The sequence below is a fragment of the Agrobacterium sp. NPDC090283 genome, from assembly GCF_044769685.1.
GTDB lineage: Bacteria > Pseudomonadota > Alphaproteobacteria > Rhizobiales > Rhizobiaceae > Agrobacterium.
Map to the genome: position 1 here is coordinate 26,303 of NZ_JBIVYG010000001.1, position 13,913 is coordinate 40,215.

At 60.4% G+C, this 13,913-nt stretch carries 19 protein-coding genes; 15 read left to right on the forward strand and 4 right to left on the reverse strand.

All coding sequences use genetic code 11. The annotated features are described in order from the left end of the window. Positions 1-39: 39 nt before the first annotated feature. Positions 40-900 carry a VOC family protein gene (locus ACIQUH_RS00160; protein WP_400811592.1) on the reverse strand — a complete coding sequence of 287 codons (861 nt, stop codon included), beginning with the start codon at positions 898-900 and terminating at the stop codon, positions 40-42. On the opposite strand from ACIQUH_RS00160, the gene ACIQUH_RS00165 reads away from it, so the two are divergent. The 5 genes from ACIQUH_RS00165 (at position 883) to ACIQUH_RS00185 (ending at position 3,582) form a co-directional block, all read left to right on the forward strand. Then, positions 883-1,131 carry a hypothetical protein gene (locus ACIQUH_RS00165; protein WP_400811595.1) on the forward strand — a complete coding sequence of 83 codons (249 nt, stop codon included), beginning with the start codon at positions 883-885 and terminating at the stop codon, positions 1,129-1,131. The genes ACIQUH_RS00160 and ACIQUH_RS00165 overlap by 18 nt on opposite strands. 47 nt (positions 1,132-1,178) lie before the next feature. Then, a complete protein-coding gene (locus ACIQUH_RS00170) occupies positions 1,179-1,589 on the forward strand; it encodes a universal stress protein (RefSeq protein ID WP_400811598.1) in 411 nt (136 codons plus the stop codon). Between the two features lie 62 nt (positions 1,590-1,651). After that, a complete protein-coding gene (locus ACIQUH_RS00175; protein WP_400811600.1) occupies positions 1,652-1,972 on the forward strand; it encodes a TraR/DksA family transcriptional regulator in 321 nt (106 codons plus the stop codon). Positions 1,973-2,299: 327 nt separating this feature from the next. Beyond that, positions 2,300-2,968, forward strand: coding sequence for a hemolysin III family protein (locus ACIQUH_RS00180; RefSeq protein WP_400811603.1), 669 nt, complete (start codon positions 2,300-2,302; stop codon positions 2,966-2,968). 116 nt (positions 2,969-3,084) lie between these two features. Continuing rightward, the gene (locus ACIQUH_RS00185; protein WP_400811606.1) at positions 3,085-3,582 is read left to right on the forward strand and encodes a GNAT family N-acetyltransferase; all 498 of its coding nucleotides are present in this window, start codon (positions 3,085-3,087) and stop codon (positions 3,580-3,582) included. Positions 3,583-3,601: 19 nt separating this feature from the next. On the opposite strand, the gene ACIQUH_RS00190 is transcribed toward ACIQUH_RS00185, so the two are convergent. Then, positions 3,602-4,228, reverse strand: a complete 627-nt coding sequence (locus ACIQUH_RS00190) for a LysE family translocator (RefSeq protein WP_400811608.1) — start codon at positions 4,226-4,228, stop codon at positions 3,602-3,604. Between the two features lie 117 nt (positions 4,229-4,345). Beyond that, on the reverse strand, positions 4,346-4,753 hold the full coding sequence (gene msrB, locus ACIQUH_RS00195) for a peptide-methionine (R)-S-oxide reductase MsrB (RefSeq protein ID WP_003522288.1): 408 nt from the start codon (positions 4,751-4,753) through the stop codon (positions 4,346-4,348). A gap of 253 nt (positions 4,754-5,006) precedes the next feature. Between msrB and ACIQUH_RS00200 the strand changes: the two genes are divergently transcribed. The 10 genes from ACIQUH_RS00200 (at position 5,007) to ACIQUH_RS00245 (ending at position 13,478) form a co-directional block, all read left to right on the forward strand. After that, positions 5,007-7,388, forward strand: coding sequence for a putative monovalent cation/H+ antiporter subunit A (locus tag ACIQUH_RS00200; RefSeq protein ID WP_400811611.1), 2,382 nt, complete (start codon positions 5,007-5,009; stop codon positions 7,386-7,388). After that, positions 7,385-7,804, forward strand: a complete 420-nt coding sequence (locus ACIQUH_RS00205; protein ID WP_400811614.1) for a Na(+)/H(+) antiporter subunit B — start codon at positions 7,385-7,387, stop codon at positions 7,802-7,804. Before ACIQUH_RS00200 ends, ACIQUH_RS00205 begins: the two co-directional genes overlap by 4 nt. Further along, complete coding sequence (locus ACIQUH_RS00210) at positions 7,804-8,181, forward strand: Na+/H+ antiporter subunit C (RefSeq protein ID WP_003509263.1); 378 nt, start codon at positions 7,804-7,806, stop codon at positions 8,179-8,181. The genes ACIQUH_RS00205 and ACIQUH_RS00210 overlap by 1 nt, the downstream gene beginning before the upstream one ends. 19 nt (positions 8,182-8,200) lie before the next feature. Beyond that, positions 8,201-9,778, forward strand: coding sequence for a Na+/H+ antiporter subunit D (locus ACIQUH_RS00215; RefSeq protein WP_400811618.1), 1,578 nt, complete (start codon positions 8,201-8,203; stop codon positions 9,776-9,778). Then, on the forward strand, positions 9,775-10,254 hold the full coding sequence (locus tag ACIQUH_RS00220) for a Na+/H+ antiporter subunit E (protein WP_400811620.1): 480 nt from the start codon (positions 9,775-9,777) through the stop codon (positions 10,252-10,254). Before ACIQUH_RS00215 ends, ACIQUH_RS00220 begins: the two co-directional genes overlap by 4 nt. After that, entirely contained in the window at positions 10,251-10,637 is a 387-nt protein-coding gene (locus ACIQUH_RS00225; protein ID WP_400811621.1) for a cation:proton antiporter, read from the forward strand. Before ACIQUH_RS00220 ends, ACIQUH_RS00225 begins: the two co-directional genes overlap by 4 nt. Beyond that, positions 10,634-10,966 carry a monovalent cation/H(+) antiporter subunit G gene (gene mnhG, locus ACIQUH_RS00230; RefSeq protein ID WP_400811624.1) on the forward strand — a complete coding sequence of 111 codons (333 nt, stop codon included), beginning with the start codon at positions 10,634-10,636 and terminating at the stop codon, positions 10,964-10,966. The genes ACIQUH_RS00225 and mnhG overlap by 4 nt, the downstream gene beginning before the upstream one ends. 433 nt (positions 10,967-11,399) lie before the next feature. Further along, on the forward strand, positions 11,400-11,828 hold the full coding sequence (ros, locus tag ACIQUH_RS00235) for a MucR family transcriptional regulator Ros (RefSeq protein ID WP_003497181.1): 429 nt from the start codon (positions 11,400-11,402) through the stop codon (positions 11,826-11,828). Positions 11,829-12,235: 407 nt separating this feature from the next. Then, positions 12,236-12,658: a helix-turn-helix domain-containing protein gene (locus ACIQUH_RS00240; RefSeq protein ID WP_400811628.1), complete on the forward strand. Its 423-nt coding sequence runs from the start codon at positions 12,236-12,238 to the stop codon at positions 12,656-12,658. Further along, the gene (locus ACIQUH_RS00245) at positions 12,651-13,478 is read left to right on the forward strand and encodes a DUF6456 domain-containing protein (protein ID WP_400811631.1); all 828 of its coding nucleotides are present in this window, start codon (positions 12,651-12,653) and stop codon (positions 13,476-13,478) included. The genes ACIQUH_RS00240 and ACIQUH_RS00245 overlap by 8 nt, the downstream gene beginning before the upstream one ends. 3 nt (positions 13,479-13,481) lie before the next feature. On the opposite strand, the gene ACIQUH_RS00250 is transcribed toward ACIQUH_RS00245, so the two are convergent. Continuing rightward, the gene (locus ACIQUH_RS00250; protein ID WP_400811634.1) at positions 13,482-13,898 is read right to left on the reverse strand and encodes a SufE family protein; all 417 of its coding nucleotides are present in this window, start codon (positions 13,896-13,898) and stop codon (positions 13,482-13,484) included. Positions 13,899-13,913 lie beyond the last annotated feature (15 nt).

Genomic DNA, 13,913 nt, shown 5'->3' on the forward strand with positions numbered 1-13,913 from the left:
TTCCGGGGCGGCAGAAATTTCTGCCGCCCCTTTTTGCGTTTATGCGGAAAGCTTTAGCCCGATGCCCCATGGATCTTTGAGGACAATGCCGTCAGCCTGCCGTTCGGTGGCGATTTCCAGACGGTCGAGTGCGGCAACCGCCTTGTCGAGCGCCGCAGCCTCGTTGAATGTCAGCGAATAGCCGGAAAGGCCGGTCATATTGTCCTTGCGGGCGGCAGCGCCCCGGCTGTTCCAGATATTGGCGGCGACGTGGTGGTGATAGGCCCCGGAGCCGAAGAAGCTCGCACCCGGATAACGCGCCATGATCTTCAGCCCGAGCACATCCTGATAAAACTCATCCGCCTGCGGAATATTGCCGACCTGCAGGTGGATATGGCCGATGGCCGTCCCTTCCGCCGCACCGGTAAAGGCCGTCTTCGGCGCGCTGTCGTAAAGCGCCTGAAGGTTGAGGCTAAGGGTGGCCATGTCAACCGTGCCATCGGGCTGGTAGGTCCATTCGTCAGGTGAACGGTCGCGATAGACCTCGATGCCGTTGCCTTCCGGGTCGGCGAGATAGATCGCCTCGCTCACCAGATGGTCGGATGCGCCCTGAAACTGGACATTGTTATGGGCGGCATGCGCCAGCCAATGGGCCAGGTCATCGCGGCTCGGCATCAGGAAGGCGGTGTGGAACAGACCTGCCGCGTTGCGCGGCGCACGTTCCGCCGTGCTGGACGTGGAAAGCGTCAGAAGCGGCTGGCCGCCAACCCCCAGCACTTCACCGCTCGGGCTCTTTTCAAGAACGGAAAGACCGATGATCTTCTGGTAGAAATCCGAAAGGCGCGGCAGATCGTGAACGACGAGATGCGCCTGGCCGACATAGGCCGGCCGCGTCAGGGCGAATTGTTTGATTTCACTCATCATGATCTCCATATTGAATCCGAGGCGCCCCGGGGCGGATCGGTCGCCGATGATATCGGCCGACGCCGCTTTGCGGCGTTTGTCGAAGGCGAATATGGGCTGGTTTCGTCGTTCAGCAAAGATCGTCGTCTGGCGATTGACTGTCCACTATTCGTTGACAATGCCCTGTTCCGGCCCGGCTCCGGCTTTGACTTCGATCAAGGTAAAGACCGTGCCGACGGGGAAATATGAGCCTAGCCCGACACGCTAAACGGCGGATCAAGCCAAAGGAGACAGCCATGTACAAGAAGATCATCGTACCGGTAGACCTCAGCGCCACCGACAAGGGGGAAAAGATACTCGAAAAGGCCAAGGCGCTGCTGGATCCCGATGGCGAGATCGTTCTCATCAACGTTGTCGAGGAACTGCCGGGCTATATGGCGATCGACCTGCCTGTCGACCTGATCGAAAACGCCATCAAGGACGCCAAGGCCAAGCTTTCCGACCTGAAGACCAAAGCGGGTTTCAAGGGCGGTCAGGAAATCAGAAGCGGCGCGCCCGCGCGTGAAATCATCGCCGCCGCCGAAGAGCACAAGGCCGACCTCATCATCATCGCGTCGCACACGCCTGACTTCAGCAATTATTTCATCGGCGCCACTGCCGATCGCGTGGTGCGCCACGCCAAATGCTCGGTGCTGGTGGATCGGTAAAAGCCTGAGATTTTAGGGTTGCGGGCGGGTTTTCCGCCCGTACCGGCTGGAGGAAAAGACCCATGAATATCGAAAGTTACGAGAAAACCCTGCGCGACCGCCAGCGCGAGCTTTATCGCCGCCTGCACAAAATCGAGGCCGATTTCGAGGAACCTCGCAATCCCGATGACGAGGATCGCGCCACCGAACGCAGCAATGACGAGGTGCTGGACGAGCTGGGGCAGGTGGGCCAGGACGAGTTGCGCGCCATCGACGCCGCCCTCGACCGCGTCGCGAGCGGCACTTTCGGCACCTGCGTCAAATGCGGCAAGAAGATTTCGGAGGATCGGCTGAAGGCGGTGCCCTATACGCCGTTTTGCCAGGAATGCGCTGCGGCTTTGTGAGCACGGTTGAAGAGAAGCGAGGCTGTCGCCGCATCTTTCTTCTCCCCGCCGGGGAGAAGGTGGCCCGAAGGGCCGGATGAGGGGGCAAGCTCTCCGGATATCTCGACCCTCGCCCCCTCATCCCGCTGCCGCGGACTTCTCCCCGGCGGGGAGAAGAAACAAGCGGCGATCGCTCGCCACACCGGCGCTGGATGGGTCAAGCGAAACGAGACCTCTCCTTTCGCAACAGCCTCGAACGCAATTTGATTGCCGTTAACCGGCTGCTGTCTTGTTCCTGTCTAATATTGTCTCCATGCTTTGTTGAAAGCACGCAGACGGGAATGAACCATGAGCGAGATGTGGCGGTTCGGGCGCCAGTATGATTTTCACGAGATTGTCGCCGATGGCATCGTCCATGGCGTTGGCATCGTGTTTGCGCTTATCGGCGCCACGGCGCTGATTTTCTATGCGATGGTCTGGGGTACGCTCAGCGCGATCGCCGCCGCGTGGATTTACGGTCTCGGTCTCGTCGCCTGTCTCTCCGTGTCCTTCACCTATAATATCTGGCCGCACTCCAGGGTGAAATGGTTCCTGCGCCGGCTGGATCATTCGGCGATCTTCATCCTCATCGCCGCCACCTATACGCCCTTCCTGATGCGCGGCATCCACGATCCGCTGATCGCCGTCATGCTGGGGCTGATCTGGCTTGCGGCGCTGTGCGGCATCCTTCTCAAATGTCTGTTTCCCGGCCGTTACGACCGGGTCGCCATCGGCCTTTATCTCGCCATGGGCTGGAGCGGCGTCATGGTGGTCGGGCCGCTGTCGTCGCACTTAGCACCCGTCACGCTCTGGCTGATCGTCGCCGGCGGCGTCATCTATTCGCTCGGCGTCATCTTCCATGTCTGGGAAAAGCTGCGCTTCCAGAATGCCATATGGCACGGTTTCGTGGTCGCCGCGGCCGCCGTTCATTATTTTGCCGTGGTCACCTCCTTCAGCCTCGTGCCGCTGGCATCGTGAAGAATGCGTCCTAATGGCGCATGGGTACTGGACAGCCATTCGCATCATCGCCTAATCCTCCTGCTGAGGGCGGCCGAAAATACCGCCGCCGCAGGCAGGAAAAAGGGTGAACGACAATGAGCGTGCAACTGCGTGACGCGACCGTGGACGATCTCTCCGGCATCATGGAGATTTACAATGATGCGGTGGTGAACACGACGGCGATCTGGAACGACGTGCTGGTCGATCTGGAAAACCGCAAGGAGTGGTTCGCCGCCCGCAAGTCACGCGATTTTCCGGTCATCGTCGCAATCCTGGACGGCAAGGTCGCGGGCTACGCTTCCTATGGCGACTGGCGCGCTTTCGACGGTTATCGCCACACCCGCGAACATTCGGTCTATGTGCATAAGGATGCGCGGGGCCACGGCATCGGCAAAAAGCTGATGCAGGCGCTGATCGATCATGCTTCCGGCAACGACGTGCATGTGCTGATCGCCGCCATCGAGGCGGAAAACACCGCCTCCATCCGCCTGCATGAAAGCCTCGGTTTCAGGGTCGTCGGCCGGTTTTCGGAAGTCGGCACCAAGTTCGGCCGCTGGCTGGACCTGACCTGCATGGAGCTGAAATTAGGTTAGCAGGCGGGCCCGATTTCCTTCAGACGGGACGCCGGGCGAAGGCAAGCATGATGCCGAAGGCCATCATCATGGAGCCGCTGATCCGGTTGACGCGCTTCAAGGCTCGCGCATTGCGCATGAGACCGGACAGTCGTGAGCCGACGAAGGCATAAACGGCAATCGCCACCACCTCGAGCAGAAGGAAAATCACGCCGAGCGTGGCGAAACTCTGCCAATAGGCGTCCTGCTGGATGAATTGCGGGAAAAAGGCCGTGAAGATCAAAATAGCCTTGGGATTGCCGGAGGCGACGAAAAATTCCTGCCGCAGATAGGTTTTGAGAACATTGCCGTTGGCCGAGGATACATCGGGGGCGGCAACCTCAGCCTTCGAGCGGATGAGCTTGAAGCCGATCCACAGCAGATAAACAACACCGATCCATTTGATCAGTGAGAACATCATCTCGGACGCCATCAAAAGTGCGCCGAGTCCGAGTGCCGCAATCGCGATCATACCCGCGAAAGCGACCAGCCTGCCGCTTGCCGCCATCACCGCCGTCGCCATGCCGTAGCGCGCGCCCACCGTCATCGACAGAAGATTGTTCGGCCCGAAGGCCATGTTCAAGGCAAAGCAGGCGGGAATGAAAATGAGGATGGTTTCGAGCGTCATGGCGATGATCCGAAAGGAGTGAGACCGTGATGATCTCACTCTCCGGTCCGGCTGTCGAGACGGCCTTTTCAGCGATGAAGGCCGGCAGGCGCAGCCGGCGTTTCACCGCATCTTTCATCAAACCGGCTCGAACACCATCGAATGGCCGTTGATGCAATAACGCAGGCCAGTGGGCTTCGGGCCGTCCGGGAAGACGTGGCCGAGATGGCCGCCGCAATTGGCGCAGCGGATTTCCGTGCGCACCATGCCGTAGCTGGCGTCGCGATGTTCCGTCACGGCGCCCGGCTTTACCGGCTCGAAATAGCTCGGCCATCCGCAGCCGGCATCGAATTTCGTATCCGAGAGGAACAGCGGCTCGTCGCAGGCCGCGCAGCGATAGAGGCCTTTCTGGAATGTATCCCAATAGGGGCCGGTGAAGGCGCGCTCGGTGCCGTGTTCACGCAGGATGCGATATTGTTCCGGCGTCAGCTGCTCACGCCATTCGGCATCGCTCTTTTTGATTTTTGGGGATGTCAGATCGCTCATGGAATGATCCTTTCTGTTCCCGCCTCAAATAGTCATCGCCGTCGCCGATTGAAAGGGGCGACGCCTCATAACGCGTTCGTTATGGGCCGGGAGTACCGATTTGGGTTGAGATGGCTTTGTCTATGCCTTAGAGCATTTCCAGGAAAAGTGGAGCCCGGTTTTCCGTTCGGAAATGCGCTCTAACTGAAAAATCGATTTTAAAAGAACGCCATTCATTGGCGCGCAGGGGTGGGGGACATCCCGGGAGATGTGAATGACATCCGATGTCACGCCGCTGACATTCCTGTCGCTGTTTCTGCCGTTTCTGGCAGCGCTTGCCGCACCCGTCCTGGTTAAAAGGTTCGGTCACAATGCGGCGTGGGTCCTGGCGATTGCGCCTGCGCTCGCCTTTGCGCATTTTGCGCTGATGCTGCCGCAGATTGCGGCGGGCGGCGTGGTGACCGGCGGTTATGCCTGGGTGCCGAGTTTCAATCTCAGCTTCTCCTGGTTCATCGACGGCCTGTCGCTGACCTTTGCGCTCTTGATCACCGGCATCGGCCTGCTGATCGTGCTTTATGCGGGCGGTTATATGAAAGGCCACCCGCAGCAGGGGCGGTTCCTGTCCTTCCTGCTTTTGTTCATGGGGGCGATGCTGGGTGTCGTGGTTTCCGACAGCCTGCTGATGCTGTTCGTTTTCTGGGAACTCACCTCCATCACCTCCTTCCTGCTGATCGGATTCGACCATGAGCGCGCCGCCTCGCGCCGCGCCGCGTTGCAGGCGCTGGTGGTGACGGGCGGCGGCGGTCTGCTGCTGCTCGCCGGGCTGATCTTCATCTGGGACATCAGCGGCATGACGCAATTGTCGCTGCTGGTGCGCGGCGGCGATGTCCTGCGCGACAGCCCGTTTTATCTGGCCGCGCTGCTTCTGGTTCTCGGCGGCGCCTTCACCAAATCGGCGCAGTTTCCCTTCCATTTCTGGCTGCCCAACGCCATGGAAGCGCCAACGCCGGTATCCGCCTATCTGCATTCGGCAACCATGGTGAAGGCCGGCGTCTATCTGTTGATGCGGCTCAATCCTGTGCTTGGCGATACCGCCGCCTGGCAGATCCTGCTGCCCTTCTTCGGCGGGCTGACCATGCTCACCGGCGCGCTGCTGGCCGTGCGCCAGACCGATCTCAAGCTGATGCTCGCCTATACCACGGTGTCGTCGCTCGGCCTGCTGGTCATGCTGACGGGTTTCGGCTCCGACCATGCCATCGAGGCGGCGGTGCTTTATCTGGTGGCGCATTCGCTGTTCAAGGGCGCGCTGTTCATGGTCGCCGGCATCATCGACCATGAGACCGGCACCCGCGACGTGACGAAGCTCGGCGGCCTGCGAAAAGCCATGCCGGTCACCTTCGCGGCGGCGCTGGCGGCTGCGATTTCCATGGCCGGCCTGCCCCCTTTCTTCGGTTTTCTCGCCAAGGAAGAGATTTATTACGCGCTGGCGCATGGCAATCCGCGTGCCGTGCTGTTCACCGGCATCGCCATCCTCGGCAACGGGCTGATGTTCGCCGTCGCCTTCGCAGTGGCGCTGAAACCCTTCCTCGGCAAGCCGGTAAAGACCCCGAAACACGCGCATGAAGGCCCGCTGCTGCTCTGGCTCGGCCCGGCGCTTCTGGCGCTGAAGGGGCTGACGATTGCGCTCTTCTCCGGCATCGCGCATGCCTACATCTCCACCCCGATGGCGAGCGCCATTGCCGGCGAGGCGCGCCGGGTGGAAATCTCGCTCATTCCCCATATTGGCGTGCCGCTCGGCCTGTCGCTGCTCACCATCGCGCTCGGCATTGTCCTCTACACGCAGCTTTCCGCCGTCCGTGGACTGATCGACCGCACCTTCAAGGCGCTTGGGGCAGGGCCGGACAGGGGCTTTGACGTCTTCATCGACATGCTGGTGAAAGTCTCGTTCCACATCACCCGGCTCATCCAGCCGGGCAGGCTGGAATTTTACGTCACCGCCACCTTCGCCGTCATCGCCGCCGTGCTGCTGGCGCCGCTGTTCCTTTATGGCGAATTGCCGTCCATGCCGTCCTGGCCGCGCGATATGCCGATCCACGAGCTGACCTTCATCGCCATTGCCGTGGCGGGGCTCATCGCAGTGCTGACGGCGTCGAGCCGGCTCACCGCCATCATCGCGCTCGGCATTCAGGGTTTTGCCGTGGCGGTCATCTTCCTGCTCTTCGGCGCGCCCGATCTGTCCTTCACGCAATTCATGGTCGAAACGCTGTCGGTGGTCATTCTGACGCTGGTGATGACGCGGCTTCGCCTGTCGCCGTCAGACCATCGCGGCCTTGGCCAGAAGCTGCTGGACAGCACCATCGCCATCGCCTGTGGAACCGGCTTCGCCTTGTTCCTGATGCGCGCGACGCAGGCGAGCTTCGACAACCGCCTGACGGATTTCTACAACACCTATTCCAAGGTCATCGCCCACGGCGCCAATGTGGTCAACGTCATCATCGTCGACTTCCGCGGCACGGACACGCTTGGTGAAATCGCTGTCGTGATGATAACGGGTCTTGCCATTCTCGCGCTGATCCGCATCCGCCCGGCCGCCGTCAAGGGGGGCGCCGTCAAGGGACTGGCCAAAACCGCGAAGAAGAAAGGAGCGCGGGCATGAATACGCTCATTCTGCGCACCGTCGCCCCTGTCGTCACCAGCCTCATGGTGCTGTTTTCCATCTTCGTGCTGCTGCGCGGCCATAACGAGCCGGGCGGCGGCTTCATCGGCGGCCTGATCGCGGTCTCGGCGCTGGCGATCTATGGCATCGCTTATGGCGTCAGCGCAGTCAGGCGCGCCATCCTGTTTCATCCCCTTTCGATTGCCGGGGCAGGGCTGCTGCTCTCCATGCTTTCCGGTCTCGTTTCCATCGCCGCCGGCGTACCCTTCATGACCGGGCTCTGGGTCTATCCGAGCCTGTTCGGTGTCGAAATACCGCTCTCCACCGTCATGTCCTTCGATATCGGTGTCTATCTCGTCGTGGTCGGCGCCATCACCTCCATTGCGCTGGCGCTGGAAGAAAGGGAAAGCGACTGATGGAAGCGGTCTTCTCCATTCTCGTCGGCATCTTCTTTTCGGTGGCGATCTATCTCATGCTGTCGCGCCACAGCATCCGCATGCTGCTCGGCATCGCCATTCTCGGAAATGCGGTGAACCTCTTGCTGTTCACGGCAGGCAGGCTGACGCGCGAAGTGCCGCCGATCATTCCGCCCGGCATGGATACGCTGCCCGCCGGCGCCGCCAATCCGCTGCCGCAGGCGCTCATCCTCACGGCGATCGTCATTTCCTTTTCCTTCTTCTGTTTCCTTCTGGTGCTGACCTGGCGTGCGTTTCAGGAACTGCAGACCGACGACACGGATGAAATGCGCACCGCAGAACCCGCAGGCGAGCCCTTGCCGCCGCTCGGTTATTGAGCGGCGAGGCTGAGACACCATGGCATCCTCCACCACCTCCGCAGTCACCGATCTTTCCGCAGCGCTCGTCACGACGCCCGTGCCGCTCGCCGACTGGCTGATCATTCTCCCCATCGCGCTCTGCATTGGCGCAGGCGCGGTGCTGATGATGATGCGTCACGCCATCCGCCACCACGCGGCCGTTGCCATCGCGGCGCTCTTCCTGCTGGTGCTGCTCGATGCCGCGCTTTTGTGGAAGGTCGCCACTCATGGCCCGTTCACCATGGTCATGGGCCGCTGGCTGCCGCCCTTCGGCATTGCCTTTACCGCCGATCTCACGGGCGCACTGCTGTCGCTCGCCGCCGCCATCGTGGCGCTTGCGGGCGCCATCCATGCCGGCGCGGATATCGACGCCAGCGGCAGGCGATACGGTTTTTATCCCTTCCTGATGCTCTTGATGGCCGGTGTCACCGGCGCTTTCCTGACCGGCGACATCTTCAACCTCTATGTCTGGTTCGAGGTGCTGCTGATCTCGTCCTTCGGCCTGATCGTACTCGGCTCGACGCGCGAGCAGATCGATGGCGCGCTGAAATACGCCATTCTGAACCTCATCGGCACGACGCTGTTCCTGATCACGGTGGGTTACCTCTATGCCATCTTCGGCACGCTCAACATGGCCGATATCGCGCAGAAGGCGACCGGGCTGCGCGACACGGCGCCGCTGATGACTCTGGCAAGCCTCTTCGCACTCGCCTTCGCCATGAAGGCGGCGGCCTTCCCGGTCAATTTCTGGCTGCCCGCTTCCTATCATACCCCACGTATCGTCGTTTCCGCCCTGTTCGGCGGCCTGCTCACCAAAGTCGGCATCTATTCGCTGCTGCGCGTCATGGTCATGCTGTTTCCGGTCGAGCGGGAAGAACTCAGTATCGTCATCGCCATTTCGGCGGCGCTGACCATGGTGCTCGGGGCCATGGGCGCGCTCGCCCAGAACGATATCCGCCGCATGCTCGGCTACATCGTCATATCGGGCATCGGTTACATGATGGCCGGCATCGCCATCGGCACGCCCTCCGGTGTCACAGGCGCCATTTTCTACGCGCTGCATTCCATGGTGCTGATGACGGCGCTTTATCTCGCCGCCGGCCATGCGGCCCGCCTCGGCGGCGGTTTCAGCCTCACCTCACTCAGAGGCCTTTACCGGCAGGCTCCGTGGTTTTCGGCGCTGGCGCTGGCGCTGTTTTTCGCCGGTTCCGGCCTGCCGCCCTTTTCCGGCTTCTGGCCGAAGGCGGTTCTGGTCAAGTCGGCGATCGATATCGGCGCCTGGTGGCTCGCCGGCGCCATCCTCGCCTCCGGCTTCATCGCCACCATCGCTTTCGGGCGGATTTTCCTTTTGTGTTTCTGGCGTCCCGTTGCGGCATCCCCCGGTCAGCCCTCCCTGCCGCAGGCGTCGCCCTCGGCAGCGCCGTCTTTCGCGCCGCTGGTGGGGCTGACATTGCTGGTGGTATTCTTCGGCCTGTTTCCGGAAAGCCTGCTCAATCTCAGCCAGCAGGCGGCCGCAGGCCTCGGTGACCCGCAGGCCTATATCCAGTCGGTCTTTTCCGAAGGGGGCAAACCATGAGCCTCTATCTCGTACAGTTGCTTTTCGTTGCCGTATGGCTCGCCGTGACCGGCAGCGTCACGCTCGCGAACATCATTTTCGCCCTTGTCGTTTCGACGCTCGCGCTCGGCATCATCCGCCACCAGCTTCCGGGCGGGCGTAACCACTGGCTCAGGCTTGCCCGTGTGCTGTCGCTGGTGCTGCTGTTCTTCAAGGAGCTGGCGCTCTCCGCCTGGAAGGTCGCCGTGCTGGTGACGCGGCCGAAGCTCGATGTGCAGCCCGGCATTTTCGCCTATCCGCTGACGGTGACGACGGATTTCCAGATCACGCTGCTCGCCAATCTCATCACGCTCACCCCGGGCACGCTCTCGGTCGATGTTTCCGCAGACAGGACAATGCTCTACGTGCACGCGATCGATTGCAGCGATATCGAGGCCACGAAAAACGACATCCGCAACGGCTTTGAAAGAAAAATCATGGAGGCGTTTCAGATATGACGCCGGAACAAATAGTTTCATTTGCAACTATACTTGCATCGGTTGTTCTGTCGGCCGCCTTTTTGCTGACAGTATATCGCGTCGTCGTCGGCCCCACCTTGCCGGACCGCATCGTTGCGCTCGACATGCTGGTCGGCATCGCCATCGGTTTCATCGCGGTCATCGCCATCCGCACCGGCTTCAATCTTTATATCGATATCGCCATCGCGCTCGGGCTGGTCGGTTTTCTGGCAACGGTGGCCTTCGCCCGTTTCGTGCTGTCGCGCGGCGCGGACGGCCGACGCAGGCCGGTGGCGGTTCTCGATGGCGAAAGGGCATCAGAAGCCGTTGAAAAAAAAACGAAAACAGGTGTCGCCAACAGAAAGGGAAAGGGCAGGGGATGATGGCTTGGATCGTGGCTATTCTCGTTGCGGCACTGTTGGTCTCAGGCGCCCTTTTCTCGCTGATCGCGGCAATCGGGCTTAATCGGCTGCCGGATGTCTATACCCGCATGCATGCGGCCTCCAAGGCGGGAACGGTGGGGTCCGGCCTGCTGCTTCTGGCGGTCGGCATCCATTCCATGGAAATATCGACGCTGGCGCGGGCGCTGGCCGGTTTCTTCTTCTTTGTCCTCACCGCGCCGGTCTCGGCACATCTTCTTGCCATGGCGGCACACAAGGCAGGTTATCCGCTGGCCGATAAATCGGTAGTTGATGACCTCAAGAAAATTTGAAGTTGAAAATCCCCCCAATAATTGGGGGTATTCATTTTCAATTACTACTTGGCATAGTATTTTATTACCCGTAATTTTTTGTATTCCGATTAGACTGTTTTGAACTGAAAAATTCACAATAGGAATTTGACTTTTGCTGTTTTGCTGTTATCCAAATTAAGTGTAAAGTTGCTAATCGCGATTTGCATCTAGCCTCTTCATAGTCGGCATAGGCATTTTATTAATGTCTAATCTATGGCCCATCGGACCATTGCTGCCCATGTCGCGGGCCATAAGTTGAATCTCGGACCAATTCGTTTCCGGTTTTCGCTCGAAATCTAGGGGTAGGTTTCACGTTGGTTTCAACAAGGCGAAGGTGGGGCACCGGGTAACTTCACATCGCTCGATGCGGCGTTCGTCCGCGTGAGGGGATCAATAAACAGGAGATACTTAAATGACGGAAACTGCATACGGTAACGCCCAGGATCTGCTGGTCGAACTGACTGCGGATATTGTGGCTGCCTATGTTAGCAACCACGTCGTTCCGGTAACAGACCTTCCCGGCCTTATTTCGGATGTTCACACGGCGCTCAGCGGAACATCGGCACCGGCATCGGTGGCGGTCAATGTCGAAAAGCAGAAGCCTGCCGTCTCTGTCCGCAAGTCGGTTCAGGACGATCACATCGTCTGTTTGGAATGCGGCGGCTCGTTCAAGTCGCTCAAGCGACATCTCACGACGCATCACAGCATGACGCCGGAAGAATATCGCGAAAAATGGGACCTGCCGGTCGACTATCCGATGGTTGCGCCCGCCTATGCCGAAGCCCGTTCGCGGCTCGCCAAGGAAATGGGTCTCGGTCAGCGCCGCAAGGCCAGCCGCTGATTTTAAAGACGGTCCGGCGGGGCCTGTTTCTTCTCCCCGCCGGGGAGAAGGCGGCCCGCAGGGTCGGATGAGGGGGCTAGCTTTCCGCATATTGCTACCCTCGCCCCCTTAACCCGCTGCTGCGACCTTCTCCCCGGCGGGGAGAAGGCGCAAGCGGAAGCCGCTCGGTCCCGCCTTTGGCGATGCGGGAAGTGCCTGTTCCATTCAAATCTATGCCCAGCCGGTCCGTCGACCGGCTTTTTTATTGCCGCGCGGAATCTTTATCGAGGAAAAAAATCCTTAATCGCGCATATCAATTTTGCAAATATAAAGCCGTATCAATCCCATAATTGTCCCATTCAAATTCGGGCTTCCCCATATCGGCTCTCAGGTGTATGAATTAATTCCTATTCGTAGAGGAGTTGCATATGCCGTCGGATACTGTGTTTCTGTCTGCCGCCGCGCGGCCTTGCGTGCAGGTCGGTGATCGTTCTTTTCGTCATTGGCCGTCTGCGGCCGGGCGGGATGAGATTTCCCGACTTTGCCGTCTGGTACGGCAGCTCACCGGCGAGATGGTGCAATTGACGGGGGACCGAACGCTGGTGCGCCGCGACAGCCGGCGCATGGAATGCCATATCCGCCAGATTGCCATGTATGTTTGCCATGTGCAGCTCGGCATTCCCATGTCGGATATCGGCCCCTGCTTCGGCAGGGACAGGACGACGGTGGGCCATGCCTGCCAGGTGGTCGAGGACCGGCGAGATGAACCGGCATTCGATGAGTTCGTCGCCGCACTCGAGCGGCTTACCGGCAGTATTTTCAACGTCATGAAAGGGGCGAGGGATGAGTGAGATGAAACCCGTCCCGGCTGTTTCCCCAAATCCTCACCTCCTGCGGCTGTTGCGTTGCATCGCCGCGGGTGCGGTCGAGATTTCGCATGACGGCAGCGATATTGTCCTGCATCGGGCGCGGGCAGGGTATCCCGCCCTCCGGTTTCCTGCCGTCGCGGTAAGGCTTGCCGTGTCTTCCGGACTGGTCGAGCTGCGGGAAAACAGCCTGTTCGCCGCGCCGCCGCTTGCCGCCTATCTGAAACGCGCAATGGCGAAAGACCGCGACGAGGTTTTTCAGGAACAGCACCGGCATATGCAGACGGTTGTTGTGGATGTCGGCGATGCGAAGCAGCCGGCGCGACGCAACCTCAATACGTCCCCCCTGACCAGCCTTGCACGGCTGAAGGAGCGGGACGGCGCGGCGTTTTTCCCGGCGGATGCTCTGCAGGCGGGCGAGCGGCTCGCCGCCGATTTTCATCGCGGCCACCTCAACCCGAAGGTAACGGCGACATGGGAGCCGAGAATAGCGAACCGCACGAAAGGCGGGGCGGGAGGCGCACTCGATCTCACCGAGGCGGCAATGGCGGCAAGAACACGGTTTTCCCGCGCGGCCGATGCGATGGGGCCTGAACTGTCGGGCGTCGCCATCGATATCTGCTGCTTCGAAAAGGGGCTGGAGACGGTGGAACGGGAAAGGCAATGGCCGGTGCGTTCGGCAAAACTGCTGCTGCGCGCCGCACTGCTGGCGCTTGCCCGCCATTATGCGCCGACTGCGGCCCGTGCCGGCAGGAAAGAACACCATTGGGGCGATGCAGATTATCGCCCGTCAATGATGAAATGAAGGTCAGGCGGCCAGCAGCCGGGCTTCCTCGCGTATGCGCTTGATCATCGAGCGCAGGCCGTTGGCGCGCTGCGACGACAGATGCTCCACCAGTCCGATTTTGTCGAACACTTCGATGGCGTCGAGACCGGCGATTTCGGAGGCTCTCTTGCCGGAATAGACGGCGAGCACGATGGCGACGAGGCCGCGCACGATATGCGCATCCGAATCGCCCTCGAAGGTCAGGCGAGGATCATCGGCGCCGTCGCTATGGCTGACGAGCCAGACCTGGCTTGCGCAGCCATGCACCTTGTTCTCGGGCGTGCGCTTGTTTTCCGGCAGATCGGGAAGCGCCTTGCCGAGTTCGATGACATAACGATAGCGATCCTCCCAGTCGTCGAGGAAGGCGAAGTCGTCAAGGATCGTTTCGAGAGAGGCCATTTGCGCGCCGTATCA

Excerpts from the sequence above, each read along its gene's own strand:
- ACIQUH_RS00160 (WP_400811592.1), bottom strand. The coding sequence starts at position 900 with ATGAGTGAAATCAAACAATTCGCCCTGACGCGGCCGGCCTATGTCGGC.
- ACIQUH_RS00170 (WP_400811598.1), top strand. The coding sequence starts at position 1,179 with ATGTACAAGAAGATCATCGTACCGGTAGACCTCAGCGCCACCGACAAG.
- ACIQUH_RS00175 (WP_400811600.1), top strand. The coding sequence starts at position 1,652 with ATGAATATCGAAAGTTACGAGAAAACCCTGCGCGACCGCCAGCGCGAG.
- ACIQUH_RS00180 (WP_400811603.1), top strand. The coding sequence starts at position 2,300 with ATGAGCGAGATGTGGCGGTTCGGGCGCCAGTATGATTTTCACGAGATT.
- ACIQUH_RS00185 (WP_400811606.1), top strand. The coding sequence starts at position 3,085 with ATGAGCGTGCAACTGCGTGACGCGACCGTGGACGATCTCTCCGGCATC.
- ACIQUH_RS00190 (WP_400811608.1), bottom strand. The coding sequence starts at position 4,228 with ATGACGCTCGAAACCATCCTCATTTTCATTCCCGCCTGCTTTGCCTTG.
- msrB (WP_003522288.1), bottom strand. The coding sequence starts at position 4,753 with ATGAGCGATCTGACATCCCCAAAAATCAAAAAGAGCGATGCCGAATGG.
- ACIQUH_RS00200 (WP_400811611.1), top strand. The coding sequence starts at position 5,007 with ATGACATCCGATGTCACGCCGCTGACATTCCTGTCGCTGTTTCTGCCG.
- ACIQUH_RS00205 (WP_400811614.1), top strand. The coding sequence starts at position 7,385 with ATGAATACGCTCATTCTGCGCACCGTCGCCCCTGTCGTCACCAGCCTC.
- ACIQUH_RS00210 (WP_003509263.1), top strand. The coding sequence starts at position 7,804 with ATGGAAGCGGTCTTCTCCATTCTCGTCGGCATCTTCTTTTCGGTGGCG.
- ACIQUH_RS00215 (WP_400811618.1), top strand. The coding sequence starts at position 8,201 with ATGGCATCCTCCACCACCTCCGCAGTCACCGATCTTTCCGCAGCGCTC.
- ACIQUH_RS00220 (WP_400811620.1), top strand. The coding sequence starts at position 9,775 with ATGAGCCTCTATCTCGTACAGTTGCTTTTCGTTGCCGTATGGCTCGCC.
- ACIQUH_RS00225 (WP_400811621.1), top strand. The coding sequence starts at position 10,251 with ATGACGCCGGAACAAATAGTTTCATTTGCAACTATACTTGCATCGGTT.
- mnhG (WP_400811624.1), top strand. The coding sequence starts at position 10,634 with ATGATGGCTTGGATCGTGGCTATTCTCGTTGCGGCACTGTTGGTCTCA.
- ros (WP_003497181.1), top strand. The coding sequence starts at position 11,400 with ATGACGGAAACTGCATACGGTAACGCCCAGGATCTGCTGGTCGAACTG.
- ACIQUH_RS00240 (WP_400811628.1), top strand. The coding sequence starts at position 12,236 with ATGCCGTCGGATACTGTGTTTCTGTCTGCCGCCGCGCGGCCTTGCGTG.
- ACIQUH_RS00245 (WP_400811631.1), top strand. The coding sequence starts at position 12,651 with ATGAGTGAGATGAAACCCGTCCCGGCTGTTTCCCCAAATCCTCACCTC.
- ACIQUH_RS00250 (WP_400811634.1), bottom strand. The coding sequence starts at position 13,898 with ATGGCCTCTCTCGAAACGATCCTTGACGACTTCGCCTTCCTCGACGAC.